The sequence below is a fragment of the Shewanella sp. MF05960 genome, assembly GCF_050849305.1.
Classification (GTDB): Bacteria; Pseudomonadota; Gammaproteobacteria; order Enterobacterales; family Shewanellaceae; genus Shewanella.
Window position 1 is genome coordinate 1 of record NZ_JBOZPS010000024.1, and the last position, 26,434, is coordinate 26,434.

General features: G+C 40.7%; 21 protein-coding genes. 13 read left to right on the plus strand and 8 right to left on the minus strand.

All coding sequences use genetic code 11. The features are described 5' to 3' along the window. The 7 genes from ACROAE_RS18480 to ACROAE_RS18510 all read left to right on the plus strand — a co-directional run. Window positions 1–920: ISAs1 family transposase (locus ACROAE_RS18480; RefSeq protein ID WP_432404910.1), on the plus strand; the 920-nt coding region annotated here is incomplete at its 5' end. Window positions 921–1,209: 289 nt separating this feature from the next. Further along, a complete protein-coding gene (locus tag ACROAE_RS18485; protein ID WP_432404913.1) occupies window positions 1,210–1,596 on the plus strand; it encodes a hypothetical protein in 387 nt (128 codons plus the stop codon). A 257-nt stretch (window positions 1,597–1,853) separates the two neighbouring features. Further along, entirely contained in the window at window positions 1,854–2,303 is a 450-nt protein-coding gene (locus ACROAE_RS18490) for a hypothetical protein (protein ID WP_432404916.1), read from the plus strand. A gap of 591 nt (window positions 2,304–2,894) precedes the next feature. Beyond that, entirely contained in the window at window positions 2,895–3,209 is a 315-nt protein-coding gene (locus ACROAE_RS18495; RefSeq protein WP_432404920.1) for a hypothetical protein, read from the plus strand. Between the two features lie 753 nt (window positions 3,210–3,962). After that, entirely contained in the window at window positions 3,963–4,388 is a 426-nt protein-coding gene (locus ACROAE_RS18500) for a hypothetical protein (protein WP_432404924.1), read from the plus strand. 149 nt (window positions 4,389–4,537) lie between these two features. Then, window positions 4,538–4,855, plus strand: a complete 318-nt coding sequence (gene yecR / locus ACROAE_RS18505) for a YecR family lipoprotein (RefSeq protein ID WP_432404926.1) — start codon at window positions 4,538–4,540, stop codon at window positions 4,853–4,855. A gap of 640 nt (window positions 4,856–5,495) precedes the next feature. After that, a complete protein-coding gene (locus tag ACROAE_RS18510; RefSeq protein WP_432404929.1) occupies window positions 5,496–6,797 on the plus strand; it encodes a hypothetical protein in 1,302 nt (433 codons plus the stop codon). A gap of 237 nt (window positions 6,798–7,034) precedes the next feature. Here ACROAE_RS18510 and ACROAE_RS18515 read toward each other — a convergent pair whose 3' ends face one another. Together ACROAE_RS18515 and ACROAE_RS18520 are read right to left on the minus strand one after the other, a co-directional pair. Next, the gene (locus ACROAE_RS18515) at window positions 7,035–9,110 is read right to left on the minus strand and encodes a M13 family metallopeptidase (protein WP_432404932.1); all 2,076 of its coding nucleotides are present in this window, start codon (window positions 9,108–9,110) and stop codon (window positions 7,035–7,037) included. A 226-nt stretch (window positions 9,111–9,336) separates the two neighbouring features. Continuing rightward, window positions 9,337–9,948, minus strand: coding sequence for a response regulator transcription factor (locus tag ACROAE_RS18520; RefSeq protein WP_432404936.1), 612 nt, complete (start codon window positions 9,946–9,948; stop codon window positions 9,337–9,339). A 155-nt stretch (window positions 9,949–10,103) separates the two neighbouring features. Here ACROAE_RS18520 and ACROAE_RS18525 point away from each other — a divergent pair, with 155 nt between their 5' ends. The 5 genes from ACROAE_RS18525 to ACROAE_RS18545 all read left to right on the plus strand — a co-directional run bounded on the left by ACROAE_RS18525 (window position 10,104) and on the right by ACROAE_RS18545 (window position 17,286). Then, the gene (locus ACROAE_RS18525) at window positions 10,104–11,972 is read left to right on the plus strand and encodes a sensor histidine kinase (protein WP_432404939.1); all 1,869 of its coding nucleotides are present in this window, start codon (window positions 10,104–10,106) and stop codon (window positions 11,970–11,972) included. A 197-nt stretch (window positions 11,973–12,169) separates the two neighbouring features. Further along, window positions 12,170–14,452: a thiosulfate reductase PhsA gene (phsA, locus tag ACROAE_RS18530; protein WP_432404942.1), complete on the plus strand. Its 2,283-nt coding sequence runs from the start codon at window positions 12,170–12,172 to the stop codon at window positions 14,450–14,452. 27 nt (window positions 14,453–14,479) lie between these two features. Then, window positions 14,480–15,052, plus strand: coding sequence for a 4Fe-4S dicluster domain-containing protein (locus ACROAE_RS18535; RefSeq protein ID WP_432404945.1), 573 nt, complete (start codon window positions 14,480–14,482; stop codon window positions 15,050–15,052). Next, window positions 15,049–15,990 (plus strand): NrfD/PsrC family molybdoenzyme membrane anchor subunit, encoded by a 942-nt coding sequence (gene nrfD, locus ACROAE_RS18540; RefSeq protein ID WP_432404948.1) that lies wholly within the window; start codon window positions 15,049–15,051, stop codon window positions 15,988–15,990. The genes ACROAE_RS18535 and nrfD overlap by 4 nt, the downstream gene beginning before the upstream one ends. A gap of 354 nt (window positions 15,991–16,344) precedes the next feature. Continuing rightward, entirely contained in the window at window positions 16,345–17,286 is a 942-nt protein-coding gene (locus tag ACROAE_RS18545; protein WP_432404951.1) for a LysR family transcriptional regulator, read from the plus strand. On the opposite strand, the gene ACROAE_RS18550 is transcribed toward ACROAE_RS18545, so the two are convergent. The 6 genes from ACROAE_RS18550 to ACROAE_RS18575 all read right to left on the minus strand — a co-directional run bounded on the left by ACROAE_RS18550 (window position 17,283) and on the right by ACROAE_RS18575 (window position 23,971). After that, on the minus strand, window positions 17,283–18,203 hold the full coding sequence (locus ACROAE_RS18550) for a YjjW family glycine radical enzyme activase (RefSeq protein ID WP_432404953.1): 921 nt from the start codon (window positions 18,201–18,203) through the stop codon (window positions 17,283–17,285). The two genes, ACROAE_RS18545 and ACROAE_RS18550, sit on opposite strands and share 4 nt — an antisense overlap. After that, entirely contained in the window at window positions 18,196–19,737 is a 1,542-nt protein-coding gene (locus ACROAE_RS18555; RefSeq protein ID WP_432404956.1) for a YjjI family glycine radical enzyme, read from the minus strand. The genes ACROAE_RS18550 and ACROAE_RS18555 overlap by 8 nt, the downstream gene beginning before the upstream one ends. A 421-nt stretch (window positions 19,738–20,158) precedes the next feature. Further along, window positions 20,159–21,931 carry a sodium:solute symporter family transporter gene (locus ACROAE_RS18560; RefSeq protein WP_432404959.1) on the minus strand — a complete coding sequence of 591 codons (1,773 nt, stop codon included), beginning with the start codon at window positions 21,929–21,931 and terminating at the stop codon, window positions 20,159–20,161. A 92-nt stretch (window positions 21,932–22,023) separates the two neighbouring features. Further along, window positions 22,024–22,647 carry a bifunctional 4-hydroxy-2-oxoglutarate aldolase/2-dehydro-3-deoxy-phosphogluconate aldolase gene (locus ACROAE_RS18565; protein ID WP_432404962.1) on the minus strand — a complete coding sequence of 208 codons (624 nt, stop codon included), beginning with the start codon at window positions 22,645–22,647 and terminating at the stop codon, window positions 22,024–22,026. A gap of 29 nt (window positions 22,648–22,676) precedes the next feature. Then, entirely contained in the window at window positions 22,677–23,609 is a 933-nt protein-coding gene (locus ACROAE_RS18570; protein WP_432404965.1) for a sugar kinase, read from the minus strand. A 26-nt stretch (window positions 23,610–23,635) separates the two neighbouring features. Continuing rightward, window positions 23,636–23,971: a cupin domain-containing protein gene (locus ACROAE_RS18575; protein ID WP_432404968.1), complete on the minus strand. Its 336-nt coding sequence runs from the start codon at window positions 23,969–23,971 to the stop codon at window positions 23,636–23,638. Window positions 23,972–24,275: 304 nt separating this feature from the next. On the opposite strand from ACROAE_RS18575, the gene ACROAE_RS18580 reads away from it, so the two are divergent. After that, a complete protein-coding gene (locus ACROAE_RS18580) occupies window positions 24,276–26,432 on the plus strand; it encodes a heparinase II/III domain-containing protein (RefSeq protein ID WP_432404971.1) in 2,157 nt (718 codons plus the stop codon). Window positions 26,433–26,434: the final 2 nt, after the last annotated feature.

Sequence of the window (26,434 nt, forward strand, 5' to 3'; positions counted from 1 at the left end):
TTCCTAAACATGACACGATAGCGAGGGTTATCAGCACTATTGATATGAGTACGTTTCAATCCTGCTTCTCTAAATGGATGCAAGAGTGCCACCAGGTCACTGCTGGACAAGTGATTGCTATTGATGGAAAAAGATTAAAAGGTTCATTTAATCAGTCTGATAGAAAGGATGCCATTCATATGGTGAGCGCATTTGCTTGTGAAAATGGTGTGGTGCTTGGACAGCAGAAAACCGACTGTAAATCCAATGAGATAACCGCCATCCCAGTGCTGCTTGACTTGTTAGAAATAAAAGGTTGCCTAGTCACCATCGATGCCATGGGATGTCAGAAAGCGATAGCTCAGAAAATTTTGGATAAAGAAGCGAATTATCTGCTGGCACTTAAAGGCAATCAGCCTATGTTGTTTTCCCAGGTAGAGAAATTATTAGGACCAGAAATCAGCCGACAGTGTCAGGATGGAACGCTATTTCAGGAAGCGGATTACCAACGAAATAGAGAAGAGTACCGGTGCTGTATTGTGACCAATGACATGAGTCAAATCCCCGCAGCGGCAGATTGGCCAATGTTAACGACAGTTGGGGTGATCATTTCTTATCGAAAAGAAAAAGGCAAAGTATCCAAAGCGTTAAATTTTAGATACTACATCAGTTCAGCCACGTTAACGGCAGAAGAGTTGGCAGCAAGTGCCCGAGAGCATTGGAGTATCGAAAATGGATTGCACTGGAAACTTGATGTTGGAATGAAAGAAGATGATTGTCGTATCCGACGTAATGGTGCACCGGAAATCATGGCAGGTGTTAGGCATGTTGCAGTGAATCGTCTTCAGTCAGAGACAAGCTTTAAGAAAGGAGTAAGAGCAAAACAAATGAAAGCCAATCGCAACACCGATTACCTTGAAAAGGTTATTTTTGGCAAGTGAATTTTCATGCTCTTACCCTGCATAGGTATCCGTGTTTAAAGCAATAATTGAATACTAATAATTGAATGCTATGATTTTTGTTAAATATTAACGCTACATAACGAGTTTGTATTATTCTCGATTATCTAAATTCTCGCTTTCACCTAGACTAAAAGGTGATTGATTAGTGAAAAACAAGTTGATAAGTTACTAAAATTATTAATAATTAAAGTGTTTATACGATAATTCTTTAGATGAACATCTAAGGATGTATATCGGGATTATCTCTAATACGCTGTAGGTTTCGCACATGTTTGGTAGTATTTTTCTAGCAAGTATTATTCAATTTGGAGAAGTGAAAGGATGTTCAGATCCCAGTATTGAGCTATTAGAAGAGTTTAAAACTGAGATTGTGTATTTAGATAACACTCCTGAATTATTCCCTAAAGGTTCAATCAAAATAGCTGCTTCTATGCCACCAATCTGTCAAGTTGTAAACTCGCAGATTGAAGTCAAGTTTGATATAGATAGTTACGGTCATATTGTTAATTATAAGGTTTTATCTAACATACCTAAGCGAGTACACTCAAAGGCAATTAAAAAAGAGCTCATGCGTACACCACTGCATAAATCGACTTGGGGTTTAAAGAATAACAAGATGCTTGTTAATTATATTCAGTATAAAAGCAAAACCTAACCAGCTAATAAATAAGGACAAAAAACAGTTGACTGTTTTCGTTCCTCAATATTTTAACCAGCAATTTTTTGCCCATTATTAGGGCGTTGAGACTGTAGAATTACTCTTTGTTAAGAAAATACAACCTATTTTATGGGTTCCAAATGCATTACCAGTGTCTTAAAAGCGCTTAGGATTGATTTCAGGAGCTCGTTTTCTAATTGAATTTGGCTGTTAGCGTTATTCTACAGTCTCGTTATGCATATACAGGAAGTATTGTGTTAGATTCAAGAACTAATAAACCTCTTATAATAGGCGCATTCTTTAGCGCAGTTGCCGCTTTAGCACATTTAGGTTGTATTATATTTGGTGGTGACTGGTATCGCTTCTTCGGTGCTGGTGAACAAATGGCTAAGATGGCAGAAGCCGGAGAATCTTATCCTACGGTTGTTACTTCCGTCATAGTTATCATTCTATCTATTTGGTCTATTTACGGGTTATCTGGTGCAAGGATTATCGGTAAACTTCCCCTTGTTCGAACCGCCTTAGTGCTTATATCATCTATTTATGTATTACGTGGTTTAGTATTCGTTGCATTAATGCCGATATTTCCTGAAAACAGCATTACATTTTGGCTTGTAAGTTCAACGATATGCCTAAGTATCGGTGTGTTATATTCAGTTGGCACTTACCAAAGTTGGTCAAATTTAAGTGTAAAATATGCCTAACTAATAAGTCCGAACGAAGCCACGTCCTTATCCCAAGTGTTGAACAAGCCCGAGCAGCTGAGAGTGACTCTTTATATGTAAATATCAGCTTGAGAAAACGCGCTGTTTGATCTGATAGTTATCGTGCTAATTTTCTATAGACAGTAAGTTCCCTTAGCTCATTTGCTAATCATTTAACTCTATTAATTTCAGTGTGTTAAATTAATCCTCTACGGTATTCAGTTAAACTATTATCCTTATTATTTTCAATGTTCAAAAATTGGGTGGCATCTTTTTCAATTGAAAAAAGTACACTTAGCTAACATTCAGTTGGGTGAAGCAGCCAAACACTGCCTCAAGTGGAAAAATCAGAAAATATGACGATGAAAGAGCAATGATAAAAGATGAATAATGACAAAACCTACCTTAAAAGGTGTAATCAGAACAAACAATTAGCCGAAAGGTTGTACAAAATACCACTACCGAAAAAAAGCAAATTCCTATAGCATAAAACATACCGATTAATTTGGATGTGGCATCGGCCAAGTCCAACAAGCGATTTATGCCTTGCAAACTTCGCAACGCATAAATACTAAAACGTTATGAGCCCTTATGGATAGTTTAATATTTAGTCGCGCTATGAACATTCTTGATACGTGCCTGAGCGGAGATAAGCGAAAACTAAAGGCTCACCTTAGAGATAACTACCCGAAAAAGTACAAGCTAGAGATGTCTAGCGATACGGCGAATGAGCTAGTCAAAAATTATCGTGATATCTTAGAGGCTTGTAATAATCTTGCTAGTAAGACATTCAACAATTCATCAAAGCCAGATTTTGATGATTGTATATTTAGTGATTATGCTGAACTAGATGAAAACCTAAAGAAAAAGTGGATTCAGGGCGCATACTTCGGTCAGTTTAGATAGCTCATAATCGGGTAGCCGGAGGTATCTAGCCTCCAGCCCCCAACCACCCTGCAAGCGACTCTGCACAGGGCGGCTAATTTACCTCTTTAAAGAAATGACCCCACTCACTTTTTGGTTAGCTATTTATTACAATAATGAACAGTGATCCATCCATCTCTTAGTGAATATAATGCTACTTTCTTAACTTTTAATTCGAGCTTGGCATTACTCAATATTTTTTCTGTATCCCTGGTCATCACTGAAAACAAGAGGCGAGCTACGCCAAGGGCCTTTACTTGTGAAACCACAAGCAACAGCTTCTTGGATCCTGACGCCACGTTTAAGTACTTTTAGTTGTGTGAGTGTACCTTAGTCCGTGGTTTTCGCCACTGACGCCAGTAGTGTTCAAAAATGGGTGGCGTTTTTTCTGGCGTCTTTTTCTCAAGCATCTTTTTCACCAAGCTGAGTGAGTGACAATTGATTTCCATCGAGTAATGACTCAGTGGCAACCATCATAGAATTAAGACGTTTTTGATGAATTTTGGGCATTGTTTTTTTAGCAAATAGTGTAATATATGCTTAAGTTTAACAGGAGCACACATGGCGTTATATTTAGTAGCCTTCTTATAGAAATAAGAGGTTAAATTGATTAGATCAGATAGCACCATGCGTATCTATTATTTTGAAATTTAAAAGCATTATCTGGGGATTCCCTAGAGTAAGACGTTAGGTATTCATCCGACTTGGGTGTAAATTATCATAGGGAATTTTAAAATGGACGGGTTGAGTCTTATCTCTCTTTTAGTCGGTGTTATTGGTACAGGAATAGCAATTTATCAAACAGCTGTTTTGAATGAGTCAAAAAAAAGAAAGGGTGAACTTCAATACTTACTAGCTGGAATTAATAGTTCTGCGTTGCAAAAACAGCAGTTATGGCAAAATCAAATTTCACTGATTCAACACCCATTATCAGAGACTGATATTGAAATTGCTAAAGTATCAATCCGTGCGAGAGATGACTTTACTGATATTGCAAATTTAACAGTAGCTTTAGAGGGCGCTATTGATCCAGATTCATCTGCAATAACAAGTATGATGGACAAGTATATTGAAACAGTTCGTAAAAATAATATACTTCAAGCTGAGGCTCAAAATAATCCGTCACAAGTTAATGAAAGTACAAGTGAAACGAGTACCTAACTAATAAGAATAGGCCGCGCGAAGCCGCGTCCCACAATCTATTCAAGTGGGACAGATGATAGTTGGCTAGTTCCGCTCCGCTTCACATTTTAGCCAACTATCATTTGCTCTTAATAGGGTGTTATATTTTTTATTCTTGGAGTCTTTCTATGAAAATATTTTTATTGAGTGTTTTATGTAGTGCAGTTCTTATGGGATGTTCTTCTATGCCTAAACAGTGGACAGCATTGGACGGTAGTATGTCTGACGGGACTATTACATTGACTTATGTATATCGACCGTTTTTAGATACTAAACCAATTTTAAATAATGATGAATTAAATTTAGCTATATCTAAATGCAAAATATGGGGCTATAGCGATGCTTCAGCATTTGGTGAAGAAACTGCCAGTTGTCATACGTCAGGCATTGATGGTGCTTGCACTTCATGGAGAGTTAAAAAAGTATATCAATGTTCAGTGAAATAAAAATATAACAAGACAAATCAATCAGACGCATAAACGGTCATCGTTTTTGCTAAAACAAAAAGCCAGCAAAAACAACGCCAACCTACGCGCAGATATTTGGGCGTTGAAAATGTAGAATTTCTCTTTTCTTGAAAAATCACCATTTTTAGGTTTCCAAATGCATTACCTAGTGTCTTAAAATGCTTAGAACTGATTTGAAGAACTCGTTTTTTATTTGAATTTGACTGGTAGAGTTATTCTACTGTCTCGTAATAAAATATTTGATTCCCATACTTTCCCTAACACGAGCAGTCATTTTTAGAGTTTGGTTCTAGTCCACTTTTGTCCAATAGAGTGTTAGCATTCGCTTGAAAATATTCAAGTTAAGCTTTAGTTTTAAAACAGTTTTCTTGTGTCAGGTTGTAATCCGCTAATGATGTTGAGTTTTTTATATGATTTAGTGATTACAAGATGGTATCTGATCATGGTTCAATAAAAAGCAAACATACTATCATTGGGTATAATTTATCCTCAATGACAAGGGTGTGATGAACGACATTTTATCCATACAGGCTTCTTGGTTTTATGCGCTAACGCGTTCTATTATGTTAGGTTTTAGTTCTGTGTATACGTGAAAATATTAATAATATTAGGAAGATAAATGCGTACATCAAAAATAATATACTTTGCCATTTTTATACTTGTCATGTTTTCTTCGTGTATTGCCGTTTGGATATATTACCTTAAAGAGGGCAAAGATTTACTGAGTTTTACAATGTCGACAGTTGGGTTCTGCATTGCACTATTAGCCCTTTTTATCGCTGTCAGGACATATACATCCATCGATAGTGTGAACAATATAAGCAAAATGGAAGGTAACATTCTTGATAATGAGCACTATGTCATTTCACTTCCAGAGTTAATAAATCAATTCAAGTCTAAAGACGAAAAAGCACTAGACAAAGCACTATTCGATTCCGTTGAATATAAGTTAAATAAAGAGTCCGGAACGGCTGTTCTGTTTGCTGATACGTTGCAGTATATGATTGATATCATTGTGTTATTTCCTGCTGTTTTTAATGCTTCTGATACAGACAAAAAACGCTATAAACAACGGATGGACAAGATATTAACAGAGGTAGATAGGCAACGTGACATACTGCATTCGGTAAGCAAGGGAAATTCAATTCAAATTACTGAATCAATAAAGTTATTTAAGGCTGTTGTTTCATACCAGAATTTTGTTGCTGATGGTAATTTTAATATCCATGCAGATCTTCTTCATGTTCGTGGCCCTATACTGCGAAATCCGGTCACAAAAACAATTTATCACAATTACCTTGGCTTATATTACAACAAAAAGGGCATGCACTTGCTCAGAGAGTCCTTAAATATGGGGAATATCGATATTCTCTCACTTGAAGGTCTTAGTGTGGTCCACAAAGCTATTGGGTCAGTATCTCCGTCAATTATAGAAGATGTGACCATGTATTTAAAATCTGCATGTGACCAGTTTGATAAGGCTCTTAGTATTTCTAGTGAAGATGTTATGTGGCCAGGGTTCATTAATTATAACAAAGCACGTACATTGTTCTTTTTGGCTTTGTTATCAAATACTGACATAAAATGGCTTGAAGTGATGGATGAAGCGATTGAGTTTCGCAGTAGATTAAACCGCCTAATTGATGAGATCTTAACAATAGACAGATCTAAAACGGCCAAAATAGAGAATACACATTTAAGGCAATTTTTTCTCTATCAAGAAGAGTTGGCCCGTGTCGTCAAATTAAATTTAATATTTGCAGATAACGCCATAAAACAAAACACGCTACCCGCACTGTATAAAGGGGTTAATTTAGCAGGTGTATCTAAGCAAACGGCCTCGGACTTATTTATGAAAATACACAGCTTTTCTACGGTTAAATCTTATCAAGAGGAAATTGTTAATCGACTTGTAGAGTGATTAAACGCTTTGACCAGTAACAGATTAATCAATCCGAATGTGTGTATAGGTCTTCGCAGATAGAGTGATAAAAAATGCCAGTCAGTTAACTGACTGGCATTTTTTGTGTCGGATGCTTATTGCATCAAAACTGATTAGCGTACGGTTTTAAGCATTAAATGATAATTGCTAACGGTTAACGCCTAAAGCCTAAAGCCTAACTTCTAACTCCTTGTACGTAATCTGTAATCTGTAAAACTACCAAATACGTACGCGTTGATCTTCTGGTAAATACAGCTTGTCACCTGGTTTAACATCAAACGCTTTGTACCATGCATCGTGGTTACGTGGTGCTAGTGCACGGTAACGACCTGGGGCATGGGTGCCTGCACGTAATTGACTTAGCATGCTTTGCTCAGTGCGTTTTTCTTTCCACACTTGTGCCCATGCCATAAAGAAGCGTTGATCGCCTGTGGTGCCGTCGATAATAGGCGCTTCTTTACCGTTTAGGCTTAACTTGTAAGCATGGTATGCCATAGACAATCCGCCCACATCGCCAATGTTTTCGCCTAGGCTGTTACGGCCATTAACAAAGTTTTCTGGCAGCGGTTCGTATAGGCTGTACTGTTGAGCCAACATATCGGCTTTGGCTTCAAAGGCGACGCGATCTGCATCTGTCCACCAATTGCGCTGAATACCGTGCGCATCTGATTTAGAGCCTTGATCATCGAATCCGTGGCCCATTTCATGGCCAATAACTGCACCAATACTGCCATAGTTTACCGCGGCATCAGCATTTGGATCAAAAAATGGAGGTTGTAATATCGCGGCAGGGAATACAATTTCGTTAAACGAACTGTTGTAATACGCATTAACAAACTGGGGTGTCATGCCCCAACGATTACGATCCGTTTTCTTAAGCTCGTTTGCAACGCTATCATCTTGGAAATACTGACGAAGCTGGGCAATGTTCGCGACTAAGTCATCTTTCTTTAATGATAAGCCATCGTATTTTTGCCATACATCTGGGTAACCAATTTTAGGTGTAAATGCGGCAAGCTTGGCGTGTGCGTTGACTTTGGTTTCTTCGCCCATCCAATCTAAACCATCAATACGTTGACCTAGCGCTGTGCGAAGGTTTTCAACTAGCTCTGCCATTTGATGTTTAGATGATTCAGGGAAATAGCGTTCTACGTAGACTTTACCAATTGCAAACCCTAATGACTGGGTGCCAGACATTTGTTCAACTGCGCGTTTCCAACGTGGACGAGGCTCTTCTTGACCATTTAATGTTTTACCAAAAAAGGCAAAGTTTTGATTAAAGATGTCTTCAGACAATAATTCAGCATTATTGGTGATGGTATGGAAGGTGAGGTAGTCTTTCCATACTGCAAGTTCACTATTATTGACTAAGCCAATCATGGCGTTAACCGGTTCTGGTTGTGAAATGTTTAACTGCGGGACTTGGTAGCCGGTTTGTTCAAAAAACAGATCCCAATTAAAGCCAGGGTATGTTTTGGTTAAATCGCTGCGGCTGATTTGGTTTAAGGTTAGGTCGCGGTCGCGACGCTTTTCACGTGGCCACTGGCCTTCAGCAATTTGGGTTTCTAGCGCTAAGATAGCTTTTGCACGTTGTTCGCCATTTTCAATACCTGCATAATTAAGCATAGTGGCAATGTGTTTTACATAAGCATCACGAATGGTACTGAAACGTTCGCTGTCTTCTAAATAATATGAACGATCAGGTAATCCTAAGCCACCCGCACCGACAGTCATTTCATACTGGTCTGGGTCTAAACGGTTAAACCACATGCCGCCGCCAATAGGAGATGAAGCCCCCGTGAGCCAGGCCTGGCCAAATACCTTGGTTAAGTCATCGGTATTTTTGATGGCATTAATTTGATCTAACGTAGGTTGAATCGCGGTGATACCAAGCTTATTAATGGTGTCTGTGTCCATGTAAGCATGATAAAAATCAGCAATCAGTTGTTCGTCTGCGGTTAATTCAGTGCGGCTGGCAATATCGTCAATAATCGCTTTAACTTGCTCTTCGCTGCGCTCTGCTAATACGCTAAATGCACCATAACGAGTTTTATCGGCTGGCATTTCAAAGTTGTCGTACCATGTGCCACTGGTGTACATAAAGAAATCATCACCTGGTTTAATGGCTTCATTACGTGCGGATAAATCAATACCAAAAGTACCTAACTCTGCTTTAGCTACAACAGGTTGTGCCGCTGGTGTACTCACTTTTGCAGGAGGTGTTGGTTGTTCGCCGCCACAGGCTGTCAATAGCGCTGCTGTTAATGCGATAGATATTAAGGACTTTTTCATTGTAATGGTATTTCCTTTTATATTTTTAATATGTTGTTTGCTGAACCATAATCTAAGAATGACAAAAAATGTCAATGTCGCAATTGTGAGTAAATATAAGCAAAACTTTATGAAAATAAGCTTAAAGGCGCAGTTAATGCAGGGATAATGCTGTATTTATGACAATACAGTGAAGATGAGCGGGTAAAATTTAATCAATAAGATCGCGGTAATTCAGGTGTTAGCATCAATCCATATTGGCATTATCAGACAAGAACGGACTGAATTTAGCCAGTTCAGCAGCATTATGTACTTCGAGTTTTTTGATGATTTTTGCTCTATGAACTTCAATGGTTCGCAATGACACAAAAAGCGTATCTGCCATTTGTTTATTGGTTTTACCTGCAATAAGCAGCTGCAATACTTGATCTTCTCTTTCTGTTAACGTGCTGTAGCGCCGTTGTAGCTGTATTTTTTCATACTCGTGTCCGCTTACTAGCAAGGCTTTTTCTATTGCTTGCACCAGCTCTTTGCCTTTTACTGGTTTTTGAAAAAAATCACAGGCACCTTGTCTAAATGCATTAACGGCCATGGGGAGATCACCATGTCCAGTGAGAAATATGATCCCGATGGGACTTTGCGCACTCACCAGTGTTTGCTGTAATTGCTGGCCGGTAATATCAGGCATATTACTGTCGACAATTAAACAGGCTGGCAGTGATGTCTCTATGCTGTTTAAAAAGTGTTCGGCACTATCAAAAACCTGTAAATCATAACCGTACTGCAACAACATAAATTGCATTGAATCGAGTATCGCTAAGTCGTCATCGACCATGTAAAGGCGTTGAGTAGTAGGCATATTAATCACAGGCTTGGATGGTTACTGCTTAGTGTAATCATTACTTACTATTGAGCAAATTGTTGCTTGGATTTTGTGCGACAGGCAACTTTATTGGCTTAAATAGTGCTTTAAAATGCAAAGATCTGTGAGCTATTAAGAGTGATGAGCATTAAATGCGCCGAGCTATAACATTGCTATATATCTTGTTAACTTCATTGATGGTGTTATCGAGTGCAGATGCAACATCAACAATTAACAAGACAGAGACCTTAACAGATAACGATACCGTGCATTATCGTGTTGCTGTGCTGGCAAATTATGGCGTGGCAAAAAGTATTGCGCGTTGGCAACCGCTGATGGATTACCTTACTTCAACAGTACCGTTAGCCAGTTTTGAAGTGGTGCCGCTAGATTTTACTCAAATGAACCAACAGTTAATGAATGGCCAGGTGCAATTTGTGGTCACAAATCCGGGTCATTATTTTAGCATGAGTGATGATTTTCCTATTTCGTGGCTAGCCACCATGAAAAGCGATAAACATGGCGGTAATACGTTTGCGATTGGTGCCACCATTATCGTTAGGAAAGAGAGTGATTTATTTACACTAGAAGATTTAGCCGGTCACTCTGCCGTTGCAAGCGATCCTAATGCACTAGGCGGGTATCAAGCGGCGATGGGCTTGATTCATTCGATGGATTATCCTACCGAACATTTTTTAGATAATGTTTCTTTTCTTGGATTTCCGTTAGAGCCGTTAATTTATCAGGTACGTGATAACACAGCAGATATTGCGATTACGCCTTTTTGCACCTTTGAGCAAATGGTTGCAGAAGGCTACATCAATGCTGAACACTTTCGTGTGATTAATGATATCACCCCAGACGGTTACGATTGCGCGGTGAGCACTCCTTTGTATCCTAATTGGTCTTTTGCCTCATCTGATACGGTTCCCTTAACCGTCAGAACTGACATCACCCGCGCATTATTTTCCATTAGTGAGTCCGATCCTATTTCAGTCATTGGTCAAAATCGTGGTTGGGCAGCGCCAATAAGCCAATTTGAAGTGATTAAGTTATTTAAAGCGTTAGATCTACAAGCCAGTAAAGAGCCTCTTTACATACAGGCTTGGCAATGGATTAAGCTTAATCAACAGTGGGGTTTTGGTTTTATTGGTTTATTTATTATTGCCACAATTTATCATTTGTGGCTTGAATACCGGTTTATAAGAAAAAGTGAGAATTTACTCGCAACAGAGCGTCAGTTAAAAACCAAAGCATTACAATTAGAGCGATTACAAAGCGCGGCGATTTTAGGTGAAATTGGAGCAGGTTTAGCGCATGAGCTTAATCAACCCATTGCTGCAATAACACAATACAGTGAAGGAGGCATGCTAGAACAGGCTAAACATTATGGTGAAGACTCTGTGCAATACCAATTGCTCGGTAAAATATTGCGTCAATCGAATCGTGCCGGAGAAATTGTGCATCGGATAAGAACTTTGCTGCAACGAAAAGACACTCAAAGTATTGATTTTGATGTGTGTGAACAAATTACCTTGTGTTTAGAGTTATTAGCCCATGAGTTTTTAAGTCACAAAATTGTTGTTGAAAGCCAATTCAATTGCGGTGAAATGATGTTAAAAGGCGATAAGGTTGGTTTTTGTCAGGTCGTGATAAACGTATTAAAAAATGCGATTGATGCATTGGCTGAAACACATCATTTACAGCAGAGTTTAAAGAAGATTTTCATTGAGCTAAGTGTGGTCAATGGGCATTTACAGTTAAAAATATACGATAATGGGATTGGCCTTACGTGTTCAAACGAAGATTTTAAAACAACGTTTTTCTCTACTAAAGAAAATGGCTTAGGGCTCGGCTTGGCCATTTGTAATGATGTCATTATGAAGTTTGGTGGCCAAATCAGTTTAGCAAAATGTGAAAGTGACTATAGCGCACCTTGGCAAACAGGCTGCCGTGTATTCATTGATATACCAGTAAACCTTCCTCCAGAATCTTATCTTAACGACCCTAAATTCATTTAACGTTATGTTTTGAGAGCTTAAACCGTGATGGTTATCAAATGATGATACGCAATGTGGTTTACCACAATACCCCTAATAGTATTAAGAGTTAACAATGTATTTAGCGATGGAGCTTAGTGAGATGTTTAATCCTTAAGCCCGTTAAATCAAAGTTAACCGTAATAACGTTAAGCTTCGCCAAGGTGAAGGGGGCAATTATGATTCAGTTAAATCGGCGTCATTTTTTAAAGGGAGCAGGTGCCAGTGGTGCAACTTGTGCGCTGGCAAGTATTTTACCTGGCTCGCTAGCAGCAATAGAGAAACAACCTCTTAAAGGGATTGCTTCTGAAGTGGCCAGTATTTGCGAAATGTGCTCGACACGCTGCCCAATTAAGGCACGTATTGTTGATGGCAAAAATGTGTTTATTAGCGGCAATAAAGAAGCCAAATCCTTCGGCGGTAAAGTGTGTGCTCGTGGTGGAGCAGGGCATAGCTTGTTATACGATCCACAGCGAATTGTTAAACCGCTAAAACGTGCTGGTGAGCGTGGTGAAGGTAAATGGACCGAAATTAGCTGGGATGATGCTTATCAATTTATCGCCGAGAAACTCAACACCATAAAAAAACAATACGGTGCAGAAACTGTCGCGTTTTCATCTAAATCTGGTTCGTTAGATGGCCATGTTTTTCACTTAGCGGCGGCATTCGGTACGCCCAATACCTTCACACATGCTTCAACATGTCCTGGCGCTTATGAAATTGCTGCGAAAGCCATGTTTGGCACCAAAATGAAGCGCGACCTTGGTAACTCTGAATACATAATAAACTTTGGTCATAATATTTATGAAGGCATAAACATGTCTGAAACCAGAGGCATGATGCAAGCGCAAATGGATAAAGGGGCCAAGTTAGTTGTATTTGAACCTCGTTTTTCTGTGGTAGCAGATAAAGCCGACGAGTGGCACGCCATACGTCCAGGCACTGATGTGTCAGTGGCATTAGCCTTATGCCATGTGCTGATTTATGACAATTTGTATGACAGTCAATTTGTTGAACAATATGTTGTCGGTTTTGATGAGTTTGCGGCAGAAGTTAAACAATATACTCCTGAGTGGGCTGAATCGATTTCAGATGTGTCTGCGGTTGCCATTCGTCGTATCGCACACGAATACGCCAGCCATGCGCCACATGCAGTAGTTGATTTTGGTCATCGTGCGACTTTCACTCCAGAAGAATTTGATATGCGCCGCGCTATTTATGCTGCCAATATTTTGATTGGTAATATTGAGCGTAAAGGTGGCATATACATGGGCCAAAAGGCCTCTGGTTACAACAAATTTGCCGGTGAAGCTGTCGCGCCAGAATTAGCCACACCGGGTGTTGAAGGGATGCCTAAAATTTCTGCGATACGCATTGATCAAGTTGAAAAGCAATACAAACTCATGTGGTCTTCAGGTGGTGTGTATCAAACCATCATCGATGCAACATTAGAGGCTAAACCCTATCAACTCAAAGCCTGGGTAATGAGTCGTACTAACCCGTTGCAAACGCTAACAGACAGAGCAAAAGTCGAACAAACGCTTAAAGCACTAGAATTAGTGGTGTGCTGCGATTTGTACATCAGTGAAACAGCGGCGTATGCCGACATTATTTTACCTGAGTCTACTTATCTCGAACGTGATGAAGAAATTGCGGATAAGTCTGGTAAAAACCCGGCTTATTATGTGCGTCAACGTGCGGTGGAAACCATTGGTAATACTCGCCCAAGCTGGCAAATCTTTAAAGAGCTAGGCCATGCGTTAGGACTTGAGAAGTTTTACCCATGGGAAAACATTGAAACTTTACAACTTATGCAGGTTAATCGCGATCACAACCTATTAGCACACATCAAAAAAATGGGTTATGTCAGTTATGGCAAGCCGTTAATGTTACGTGAACCGAGTATGGTTGCCGAATTTGTTAACGCATACCCTAATGCTCGACATGCTGATCATGACGGCAGCTATGCATCGGCAATGACATTTAAAACCCCGAGCGGAAAAATAGAGTTAACCTCTGCGCAAGTTGAAGACATGGCGCCAGGAAGAGGTGTGATTAAGCATCGCCCAGTGCAGCTTAAGCAAGCTGACGAATTGTATTTTATTCAAGGCAAAGTGGCCGTTCATACCAACGGGGCAACGCATAACATTCCAATGTTAGCCAACTTGATGTCTGACAATGCTATTTGGATCCATCCTATTACGGCTGGTCGTTTAAATATTCACAGTGGTGATGCCATTCAATTAACCAGCAGTGTCGGCAGTGAAGAAGGCACCGCGTTAGTCACGCCGGGTATTCGTCAAGACACCGTATTTGCGTACATGGGCTTTGGCTCTAAAAACAAAGAGTTGGTTCGTGCAACGGGTAAAGGCATTCATTGCGGCAATTTATTACCCAATGCGAGTGCGCCAGTTTGTGGCATGAACATACATACCACAGGTGTTAAGTTGGCAAAAATTTAGCCGTAACTAATTGATTTGGAGTCTCCTATGAATAAACGATATGTCATGGTGCATGACGAAAACAAATGCATCGGCTGCCAAGCGTGTAATGTAGCCTGCCGTAGTGAAAATGATGTACCTGAAGGGATAACCCGCCTGCAAGTACGAGTAGAAGGGCCATTTGGTGAAGCACCTAATCTTCACTTTAAATACCATCGAGTGTCGTGTCAGCAATGTGAAGATGCGCCCTGTGTCACTGTGTGCCCAACAGGTGCAGCCTACATAGATGAAAATGGCCTAGTGTCAATCCATAACGATAAGTGTATTGGTTGTATGTATTGTGTGGCGGCGTGTCCTTATAAAGTCCGCTTTATTAACCCAATAACCAAAGCGGCTGATAAGTGTAATTTCTGTAAAGACACGCGTTTGGCAAGAGGTGAGCAACCCGCTTGTGTGACGGTGTGTCCTACCGATGCATTGTATTTTGGCGATGCTAACGACAGTAACAGCGACGTGGCTAAGTTACTCAATACCAAAATAACCTATCAAGATAAAACCCATTTAGGCACCAAACCTAGGGTTTACCGTGTTCCGACTAAACGTGGAGGGATTCAATCATGAACAATATCTGGGGCGATATGGCGCAATACGATCCTGTGGTGTGGAACTGGATTATTGCCATTTACTTATTTATGGCCGGGTTATCGGCAGGTAGCGTGCTGATTGGTATTGTTATGCGTTGGTATAGCAAAGATAAACATATTGAAAGCCCAATCTTAAAAGCTTCTGCGATTATTGGTCCTGTGGCGATTAGCTTAGGGCTTGCATGCTTGGTATTTGACTTAACCAAACCATTTCATTTTTGGTTGATTTTAATCAATTACAATTTCGACTCTGTGATGGCCATTGGTGTGGTTGCGTTATTAGCGTATTCACCTTTGGGTATCGCGTATTCGATGATTGTACTACGCGATGAACTGCCAAAATGGAAATTGGGGTTTTTAGTGCCGATAAGTCATCTGTTAATGCCATTTCGTAAAGTGATTGAAATACTCTTGTTTGTACTTGCGATTGGTGTGGGAGCCTATACCGGTTTTCTGCTTTCGGCGATGAATGCATACCCTATGTTAAATACGGCAATCTTACCGGCGTTGTTTTTAGCATCGGGTTTATCAGCTGGTGCTGCAGGAAACTTAATTGTGGCATTAACCTGCTTTAACAGCACAACACATGACGACGATGTGATGAAGTTACACGGTTTAGATTTACCTGTCATCATTACTGAAATGATGTTTTTAGTCATGCTGTTTACCTCATTGTATTTTACAGGCGGCGCAGCGGTAGAGGCATTAGCTTCGTTGACTCAAGATATTTGGGCGAGTGTGTTTTGGTATGGTGTGGTTGGGATTGGTTTTTGTATCCCTATCTTGTCAATGTTTCTACCTTCTAAGGCTCGCCATACCAAGGCGATGATGTTGACGGTAGCGTGTTGCAGTTTAACCGGTGTGCTGGCGCTACGTCATTTCATTATGTATGCAGGTCAAAGCTATATCAGTTAATTGAGTTAAGTTGGTCGATTTAAATTAACAACATTAAAGTCTTTCTCTTTGCAAATAAGAGGAAGACTTATTTATGGCATGACAAAACGTGGCTTGTTAGTTGTGAAGCGCAAGTTTTGAAGTGCAAATCTTGAAGCGTAAGTGGTGAAGTCTCAGTGTTAGGAATAAGCGTTAGGAATAAATTTAAAGAGAAAGTTGTGAGATTAATTTGTGCTTATTGATGGATAACGCGTCAATTCTGACAGGTTATTTTGCTTGATTGTGAATTGCTTCGTGATTATCAAGTCTTGGCGTATCTCTGATGCTGGCAACGAGTTATATTTTACTCTCGTTCTGATGAAGGCTTATTAGCGTATGGATTTGGCAAAACTTTCTCGTATTAGTATGAAACACTTAATAACCTTGCATGTGATGCTCGATACATTAAGTGTTACCGCCAGTGCCGAGCGTTTATGTTTGAGCCCATCTTCAGTGAGTAAAACCTTAAGCCAGCTTAGGGATAATCTTAATGACGAATTATTTTATCGTCATGGCAATGTTTTGATCGCGACGCCATTAGCAAAACGATTAGCGCCAAGCGTGCAGCAAATGATCAATGACATGAACCAGATCATGAATCAGGACGTGTTTAACCCTGCGCAGTACCAAGGTCGGTACTCCATTGCGATGCGAGAAAGTACCTTTGAATTATTAGCCGCTAAGCTGTGCGCTCATATCTTAACGGTGGCGCCCAATATTCACTTAGATATTTACAATAAAGATAATATTGGCTTTGACGGGCTAACAAATGGCTCATTAGATTTTATTATTTTGCCGCATGATCTTAGTCAACCGACTCATATCGATGAAAACCTAGTCTGGGAAACCTTAATGAATGATGAAATGGTGTGCCTAATGCATCCTGACCATCCTTTAAGCGCTCAAACTCATCTAAGCCTGGAAGACTATTTACGCTTTGGTCATATTGGTATTAGTGATACCGATTTGAATACGCCATTCTTTGATATTCTATTGGCTCAGCAAGCAAGGAAACGTCATGTGCCTATTTCGGTAGCTGATTTTGGCAGCGCCGCCACGATGTGTCATCACAGTGAGTTACTGTTTACCTGCTCTCATCGTTGGGCAACGCAAGCAAAACAGGCTCAAGGGCTGGTGATAAAAACGTTACCGATTGAATATGGTCGTGTTGCCTATAGTGTGGTGTGGCATCGTCAAAGCATGAACGATCCAGCCTTACGTTGGCTATTTGAGCAAATACTACGTTGTCGACCTGAGATTAAAAGGGCTAAGACTTAAGACTTCAGCGTTAAGGCATCATTATCAAGTCGTCTGGACTCATTTAAATATATTGTGGGTAAGGTGATGTTATTGACGCCACGCTGTCTAAGTTGGCTGGCGAGTAATTCGATTTCATCTTGAGTACATGCTGGCCATTGCATGGCAACTCCCTCTACACCGTGATGATGAAATGCATTGAGTTTGATCTGCGTAGTGGAGGGCAATTGTCGAAGGTAATTGGCTAATGCTTCAATTTCGACATCATAATCAGTCATTGTTGGGATAGATAAGAGCCTTACTTCATATAATTTCTGCTGCGCTGCTAACCATGTTATTGACTGAAACACCGGATGATTATCACGAGCAGTAATATAGCGATGTGTGTCTTGTTGCCAGGCTTTTAAATCGACCATTGCGCCATCTAAATAAGGCAATAACTTATGCCAGCCTGTTATCGATAAACTGCCATTGGTGTCTATCATGCAACTTAAGTGTTCTATATGTGCCGTAGACTTGATGGCTTTAAATAAGTTAATCACAAAGGGCAATTGTAAACTGGCTTCACCGCCACTCACGGTAATGCCATTAATCACATGCCTTTGCGCTTCGATTATTGCAACCAACTGCTCAACGCTGTAAGTGGTGGTTTTAGGAGACGATTGCGTTGGGCAAATGCTCAAACAGGTATCACATTGGCTGCACAGGCTTTTATCCCACGCAATATGGTCTTTAGTGCCAATCTTTACTCGCTTAAGGGCTTGTTGAGGACAATGCTCGATGCAATCACCACACGCATTGCAGACATTAATCGTATATGGGTTATGACAGTTTTTACATTGATAATTACACCCCTGCAAAAATATAACCAAACGACTGCCGGGTCCATCGACACATGAAAATGGCAGTATTTGACTTACAATGGCTTCTCTACTCATAACAAATGGGCACTTGCTCATGGGCAATCACCCGTGCTTTTCTTTGCATCATCCCAGTATTGGCAGCGGCTTCAGCGGCTAAGCCTGTGGTGTTGGTGCGAGAGCCGCATTGGCTAAACTTTTCAATGTCCGAACGTTTCACCATGTAGCCTGTGACTCTAATTAATTCAGTGTTAGCTACATTTGCGGTAAATTCTCTAAAGCCCATACTTAGCGCGCCTTTGCACAATTGCATCATGGCTTGAGGATTGGCTTTTATGGTTTCATCTAAGCTTAAAATATCACTTATGCCGGCAGGGTAATATTGATGATGCTGCGCCAATGCCTGAATATGGCTAATAGGATCCGGTTCAAAACCATTAGGGATCCTCACGCCAGGTGTCACATCAGTGTCGAGACTAATGCCACTTTGTGAATGCAACAAGGCTCGTTGGTTGAAACCATAGGTTACGGGCGTGGTGGTCACAATTTGATCCAATGCCTGTGATATTTTAAGCCCGAGTGCATTAGCCTCCTGGTGATGGCCATAAGTGTGTTGCGTGCTGTGAAGCTCATTGGAGATCCCTCGCAATGTATTCACTGCTTCTGCCATGCCATAAATGCCAAACATCGGAGAAAACCGCGACTCATCAATAAGCTGCTCTTTAACTAAAAAGCTGTCAAAGAAATGTGATTGTTGATGTAAAAATGCCGAGCGTGCTTCAATCAGCTCATAGGTGAGTTGGCAATAATAGGGCAAGGCGCGTTCAAAAAAGTCTGTAATGCTGTTTGATTGTATTGCCACTTGCTTAAGATTAAGGCGCACTAAGGTATTGGCACCTCCGGCTAATGGCAAGGCGTTATAACAACTCACAATGCCAAATCCACGCTCATCAAAACTGTTGGCATGCATTGGGTAATTGGCAATATGCGGTTTATTACACAAGCAAATATTGCTGGAGGCTTGTAGCAATAAATCATCAGGGGTGGTGCTTGGGTCGTACATAAAGGTGAGGTTTGGGGCTATTTGTTGTAGCTCCGCATCAATGCGTAACAGCGTTCGACAAATAATATTATCCGTTGGGCCAATATTCACATGCATAAATGCATCGGGCAGGGTGCGGTCCAATAAAATCCAAAAGCGGGTTAATTTCCGGTAAATGGCATCATTGTCCATATCAGATACAAATGGCATGAGCAGCGTATCGAGTTGGCCTAAATACACAGGAATATTGGTGACCGAGGGCACATGATGATAAAGCACCATGAGTGAGTTTAAGGCATCATCAAAGTCTTGCGCTGGTGGCATCTCTAAATAATCAGATCCCTGACTGAGATACCGGGCATAATCTGGCAATACATAGCGTGGTTTATACGGCGCATGACCTTCAAACATATCGCAAATAATGCCAGCTTGTTTTGCAGCTAATGCCTGCGCCGAGACTTCAACATAATCAAGACTGTTCTCAGCTTCTAACGCCAAGTAATTTGACTTTTGTTTTGCTGACAGAAGTGGATCTTTGATGATATGAGTAATGCGATTTTGTAATGACATAATGCAATCCATTTATGACAGTGCTGATTTAATGGGACCAGCTAATGTATTTAACCTGAGCTCGGGATAATAAACGCCTTTCAAACAGCCCTTTGTCCTGCTAACTGTGTTGAATCGACTTACAATAGGCTAGCTATTGACGCGTCAATTCGCCTTGTTAGCATAACAAATGACAAGCTTGAAAGTGAGCTTGGTTAACATGCTGATGTTAAATAGCTAAGTTCATTCCTTATCCCGAGTTCAGGTTATTTAATGTACTGATTAAAAGGGGCTTACAACAGTGAAAAGAGCCGAAGGCGGGGTTGAGGGAATCGAAATCCGATGATGTAGATCACAACTTTTTTAGGATGTAACAAATAATAAAGGCCTTATATAAGTAAGGCCTTTATTGACTGTTGAGTTAATGGATTAACAAGATGCGCTATGCATTTTGACTCTCAACTTTTTTAACGGCTGCATTGCCAGACCTTGCGGCGTATACCAGTAATACACCCACTACTAACACAATCGATCCACAAAGTAAGAACATTAAACGGCCTGTTGGTTCGTTAGGAATTAACGCCATTATCAGTACACCAAAACCTGCGACTGTGATGAGGTTACCCAGCATTGAACGCTGTTTAGTGTCTAAGGTTTGCTGATCTTCACTGTCTGCAATAACAGGGGTGTTCCAGTTAATAAACAATTGATCGACTTCTTTTTCGCGCTCTGGAGACAATCCTTTGTAGAACAGCATGGTTAAGAAGAAGAATCCGCCAGTAAAGATAACGTGCGCGGCTAAGCTTAAGCCAATCTTTAAGTCAGACCATTCTCGTTCAGTTAATGGAATGTCTAAACCAAATATGGTTTCAAATTGACCCGCGGTCAGTGCAATACCAAAGAAATAAGAAACAAAACCACCGATTATCAATGTTGTCCAACCAGCCCAATCAGGTGTTTTACGGATCCACATACCCAGTAATACCGGTATTAACATGGGGAAGCCGATTAATGCACCTACGTTCAGTACAATATCGAACAAGCTTAAGTGACTCAGTGAGTTAATAAATAACCCAATCAAAATCATGATAATGCCCATTATAACGGTGGTTATTTTACTGACTGTCACTAACTCTTTTTGTGAAGCATGTTCACGTAAAATAGGTGAGTAGAAGTTACAGACAAAAATACCCGCATTACGGTTAAGGCCAGAATCCATAGATGACATAGTCGCTGCAAACATGGCCGACATTAACAAACCAACCATACCGGCAGGCATGACTTCTTGCACAAAGGCTAAGTAGGCAGCATCGCCTGCTTTGTCGCCCATAAACGCATATTGCAGAGCAAAGTCGGGCATAAATGCGCTGACATACCAAGGTGGTAAAAACCAAATTAGTGGGCCAACTACCATTAAAATACAGGCTAGGGCAGCGGCTTTTTTAGCATTCTCACTGTCTTTAGCACATAAATAACGGTAGGCATTAATACTGTTGTTCATTACGCCAAATTGCTTAACAAAGATAAACACTACCCACAGTACAAAGACGCTGACGTAATTTAAGTCGTTACCCAACATAAAGTTACCGTTGAACTTGTCGATGATGTTACCGATGCCGCCGCCATAAAAATACGCCGCAATAGCACAGGTAATGGTTACGGCCATAATCACAATCATCTGCATAAAGTCAGAGGCCACAACAGCCCATGAGCCACCCGTGACCGACATGACAACAAGCACGGCACCAGTAACTATAATGGTGGTTTCCATTGGGATATCAAACACAGCCGATACAAATATGGCTAAACCGTTGAGCCAAATGCCGGCAGAAATTAATGAATCAGGCATACCCGCCCAGGTAAAAAACTGTTCAGAGGTTTTACCAAAACGTTGGCGAATGGCTTCAATTGCAGTCACCACTCTTAATTGTCTAAACTTTGGTGCAAAATACAGGTAATTCATTAAGTAGCCAAAAGCATTGGCTAAAAACAGAATAACCACCACAAAACCGTCTGAAAAAGCACGACCCGCAGCACCGGTAAAGGTCCATGCGCTAAATTGTGTCATAAAGGCGGTGGCCCCAACCATCCACCATAACATTTTCCCGCCGCCTCTAAAGTAATCACTGGTTGAGGTGGTAAATTTTCTAAACATCCACCCAATAGCGATTAGAAAGAAAAAATAGGCAAGTACGACAAGCATATCAATAGTCATGATTTAGCCTCGATAATTTATAAACTCTTATTTTTGTGTGTTAACAATGTTAACCGCGAAAAATGGCCATACATTTGATGGCCATAAGGTTTTTATTTTGATTTATTGATGTGTGCTACTGCAACACGCACTAAACGGCCTATTTCGTCCCATTGCCCTGCGTCAATTAGATTGGTTGGTACCATCCACGTGCCGCCACAGGCAAGCACAGCGGGAATATCAAGATACGAATCGATATTGGCTAAATTAACCCCGCCGGTAGGCATAAACTTAACGGGGTAAACTGCAGTTAATGCTTTTAGCATGTTAACACCACCAGAAGCTTCAGCAGGGAAGAACTTCAATGTCCTTAGCCCCATTTCCATGGCTTGCTCAACAAGGCTTGGGTTGTTAACACCGGGAACAATTGGCATGCCTTTATCAAGACAATGCTGAACAACACGAGGATTAAAGCCTGGGCTCACGATAAAGTCGACACCTGCAGCAATAGCCTGGTCTGCTTGTTCTGTGGTTAAAATAGTCCCCGCACCAATAAACATAAACGGAAAGGCTTCACGCATGGCTTTAATGGCATCGGCCGCACATTCGGTTCTAAACGTGACTTCAGCACTTGGCATGCCATTGTCAATCAATGCTCTGGCTAACGGGACTGCGTCGGCAGTGTTATTAATGGCAATCACAGGGATTAGTTTATGTTTTGCTAGTAAATCATTCATAAATATCATGGTTCCGTTGACGTATTTTTTTATAAGTTGATAGAGGGCATTGCAACCATCGGAATGATTGCCCCTGGGTACTGAATGACTGTGCCAGCCATGCAATGTCCGGCATAGGCGGATTCTGATGCGCTGCCATGATTGAGACGCTTTGCTAAAAAGCCGGCATTAAAAGAATCACCTGCCGCAGTGGTATCAATAATGTTTGAAACGGAGGTCGCTGCTACATAACTGGTTTGATTGTGTTCAATAACGATACAATCTTCAGCGCCTCTTTTAATAATGAGTTCGTTTACGCCCAGAGCTAGCGTTCGGTCAATGCATTGTTGAACATCAGTGTCTTCATACAATTGCACTTCGTCATCGAAGGTCAATAATGCGATATCGGTCAATGCCAATACTTTTTGGTATTCAGCTATTGTTTGTGATTTATTTAGCCACAATCTAGGGCGATAGTTGTTATCGAAAATAACCTTACCACCACCACGTTTGAATTCTTTAAGTAATGAAATTAATTTGCTTCGGCCTGATTCCGTTAAGATCGCTAGAGTAATGCCAGTGATTAAAAGGTAATCATAAGTGAGCAGCTGTTCTGCAAGATGTTCTGATTCTGGTTGATCGAATAGATATTTTGCTGCGGAATCGTTGCGCCAATAATGAAAGCTACGTTCGCCACTGTCATCCGTTTCTATGTAATATAAACCAGGATTTTTATGCGCTAACTGCAATACTAAACTCGTGTCAATTCCTTCGGCTTGCCATGCTGTTAACATTTGTTCACTAAATGAGTCGTAACCCAATGCCGTTACATAGCTCGTTTTGATGGACTGACCTTTAGTTAAACGGGCTAAGTATAAAGCGGTGTTTAGCGTGTCACCGCCAAAAGCTTGCTTTAAGCCGCTCAATTTCTTTTGAAGCTCAACCATACATTCGCCAATAATTGCTATTTTCAATGGTTTCATGCTGTTACCTTATGATTATTCTGGTATTACTTTAAAAAGTCTTCACGAGCAGGAGAGAACATGTCCAGTAAGATACTGTCTTGTTCTAATGCTACTGCGCCGTGCATAAGATGTTTGCGAGCAATGTAGGCGTCACCGGCTTTAAGCACTTGTTTCTTGCCATCGACTTCAGCTTCAAAACTGCCGCTAATCACATAGCCTATTTGATCATGGATTTCATGTGAGTGAGGATAACCAATCGCACCTTTATCAAAGTTCAGATGTACGGCCATCAGTTCGTCAGTGTAACCGACGATTTTACGCTTAATGCCATCGCCTAACGTTTCCCATGGATGGTCATCAGCTTTAAAAAAAGGATTCATGTTACTTCTCCAACTGCTTTTAATGTGGTCTTCATTATACAAATAATAAACATTAAATACATATTGTAATACAATAAGATCTTACCAATGTGATCTAAATCGGTAATATATAAATAATACCATTTATATACATGGGCTTATGATAATATTTTTTTTAAAAAAACTTTAAGAGAATTAAAATAATAGCGTCTTTTAAGCGTAAATGTGACAAAAATCATTGTTAAGATATCAAATTGTATGACAATATTGTCATACAGATTTTGTATTCATTGAAGATTAGATATTTAGCCATAAGGTAAACACTATGACCACTACAACGCCCATTTTACTTACGCAGCCAGAAATAGCTGATTTACGTAAAGAGTTTGGACGCACAAGTTTGATGGGAAAAACAATCGACTCCCATATAAATGAGTTGCAAGATTTTATGCGTTTGCCAATAGATGTGCCTGGGCACGGTGAAGCAGGTGGTTATGAGCACAACCGTCACAAGCAAAACTACACCTTTATGAATTTAGCGGGGCGGTTGTTCTTAATTACTCAGCAGCAGCAGTATGCAGACTTTGTCATCGCGCTATTAGAAGAATACGCAGACAAGTATTTAACCTTCGATTTTCATGTACAAAAAAATACCAATCCGACAGGGCGTCTATTTCACCAAATCTTGAATGAACATTGCTGGTTACTCTATACAAGCCTGGCTTATTCTTGTGTGACCGAGGTGATGACCGATGCACAGCGCACTCGAATTGAAAGCCGACTCTTTGAACCTATGCTAGAGATGTTTACCGTTAAGTATGCTCATGATTTTGACCGTATCCATAATCACGGCATTTGGGCTGTTGCCGCGGTGGGTATTTGTGGTTTAGCTATCGGTAAACGTGAATACCTAGATATGGCGGTATATGGAATAGATCGAAATGACACTGGTGGTTTCCTTGCACAGATTTCGCAATTATTTGCCCCGTCTGGATATTATATGGAAGGGCCTTATTATCATCGTTATGCCATTCGCCCGACGTGTTTATTTGCCGAAGTATTGCAACGCCATATGCCTGAAGTTGATATCTATAATTATAAAAGCAAAGTGATTGGTAATACCGTAAACGCGTTATTGTCTACTGCCTATCCGAATGGCCAGTTTCCAGCGTTGAATGATGCGTCACGTACTATGTCGATTACTGACATGGGCGTACAAGTGGCTGTAAGTGTATACAGCAAACACTATGGTGTAGATGACAACTTACTGGGTATGGCCAAAATTCAAGACAGAGTCTGGATGCATCCATGCGGATTAGTGTTGTCTCGTGCCCTTGAACATGCAGAAGAAAAAGCGGTTATTGGCATGCCATTTTGGCCAAGTGTTGAATTAAATGAAGGCCCGGATGGTACTCATGGCGCACAAGGCTTTATCCGCATGCAGGATAAAAAAGGTGATGTGTCGCAACTGGTGATGAATTACGGCCAGCACGGTATGGGGCATGGAAACTTTGACACCTTAGGGATCAGTTTCTTTAACCGTGGTCAGGAAGTGTTACGCGAATACGGGTTTGCCCGCTGGGTCAACGTAGAACCTAAATTTGGTGGCCGCTACCTTGATGAAAACAAATCTTATGCGCGCCAAACCATTGCTCATAATGCCGTTACCGTCGATCAAAAGTGTCAAAATGATTTTAACGTAACACGTGCAGACAGCGTGCACGGCTTGCCACATTTTTTTAGTGTAGGCAATGATGTCATTAGCGGCATGAGTGCTTTTGCTAATCAACATTATGATGGTTTATCGATGCAGCGTAGTGTGTTTATGTTGGCGTTAGATGAACTTGAATCACCACTATTAATTGATTTATACCGTTTAGCAGGTGAGGGTGAGCATCAATACGATTATTCACATCAGTATGATGGTCAAATTATTCGTACTAACTTTGATTATCAAAGCCATCAAGAAGTGTCTACGTTAGGCGCTGACAATGGTTACCAACACCTTTGGAATTTAGCCAGTGGTAAGCCTACCAATACAGCCCTTGTGAGCTGGCTACAAAACAACACTTACTACACCTGGCTAGGCACGAGCAGCAATGACTCAAGTGAGGTTTTCTTTACTCGCACTGGCGCTAATGACCCCAGTTTCAATTTACGCAGCGAACCCGCTTTTATTTATCGCACAGCAGGCAAAACAACATTGTTAGCATCGGTGCTTGAAACGCATGGTTATTTTAATGAAGAGTTTGAGCAGTCGGTCAGCGCTCGCGGTAACGTCAGTGATATTCATATATTAGGGCATAACGACGTCGCCTCTGTCATTGAAATCACCACAGCGTCTTCAGTGGTGATCTTAATGGTTAGCAATCAACTTTCTGCTGATGCCAACACCGAACATCGCGTGAATTTAAATCAGAAAACCTATCAATGGACTGGCCCATACGCTGTTGAAATTACTGCCGTTAAGCAGGAGAAATAAAC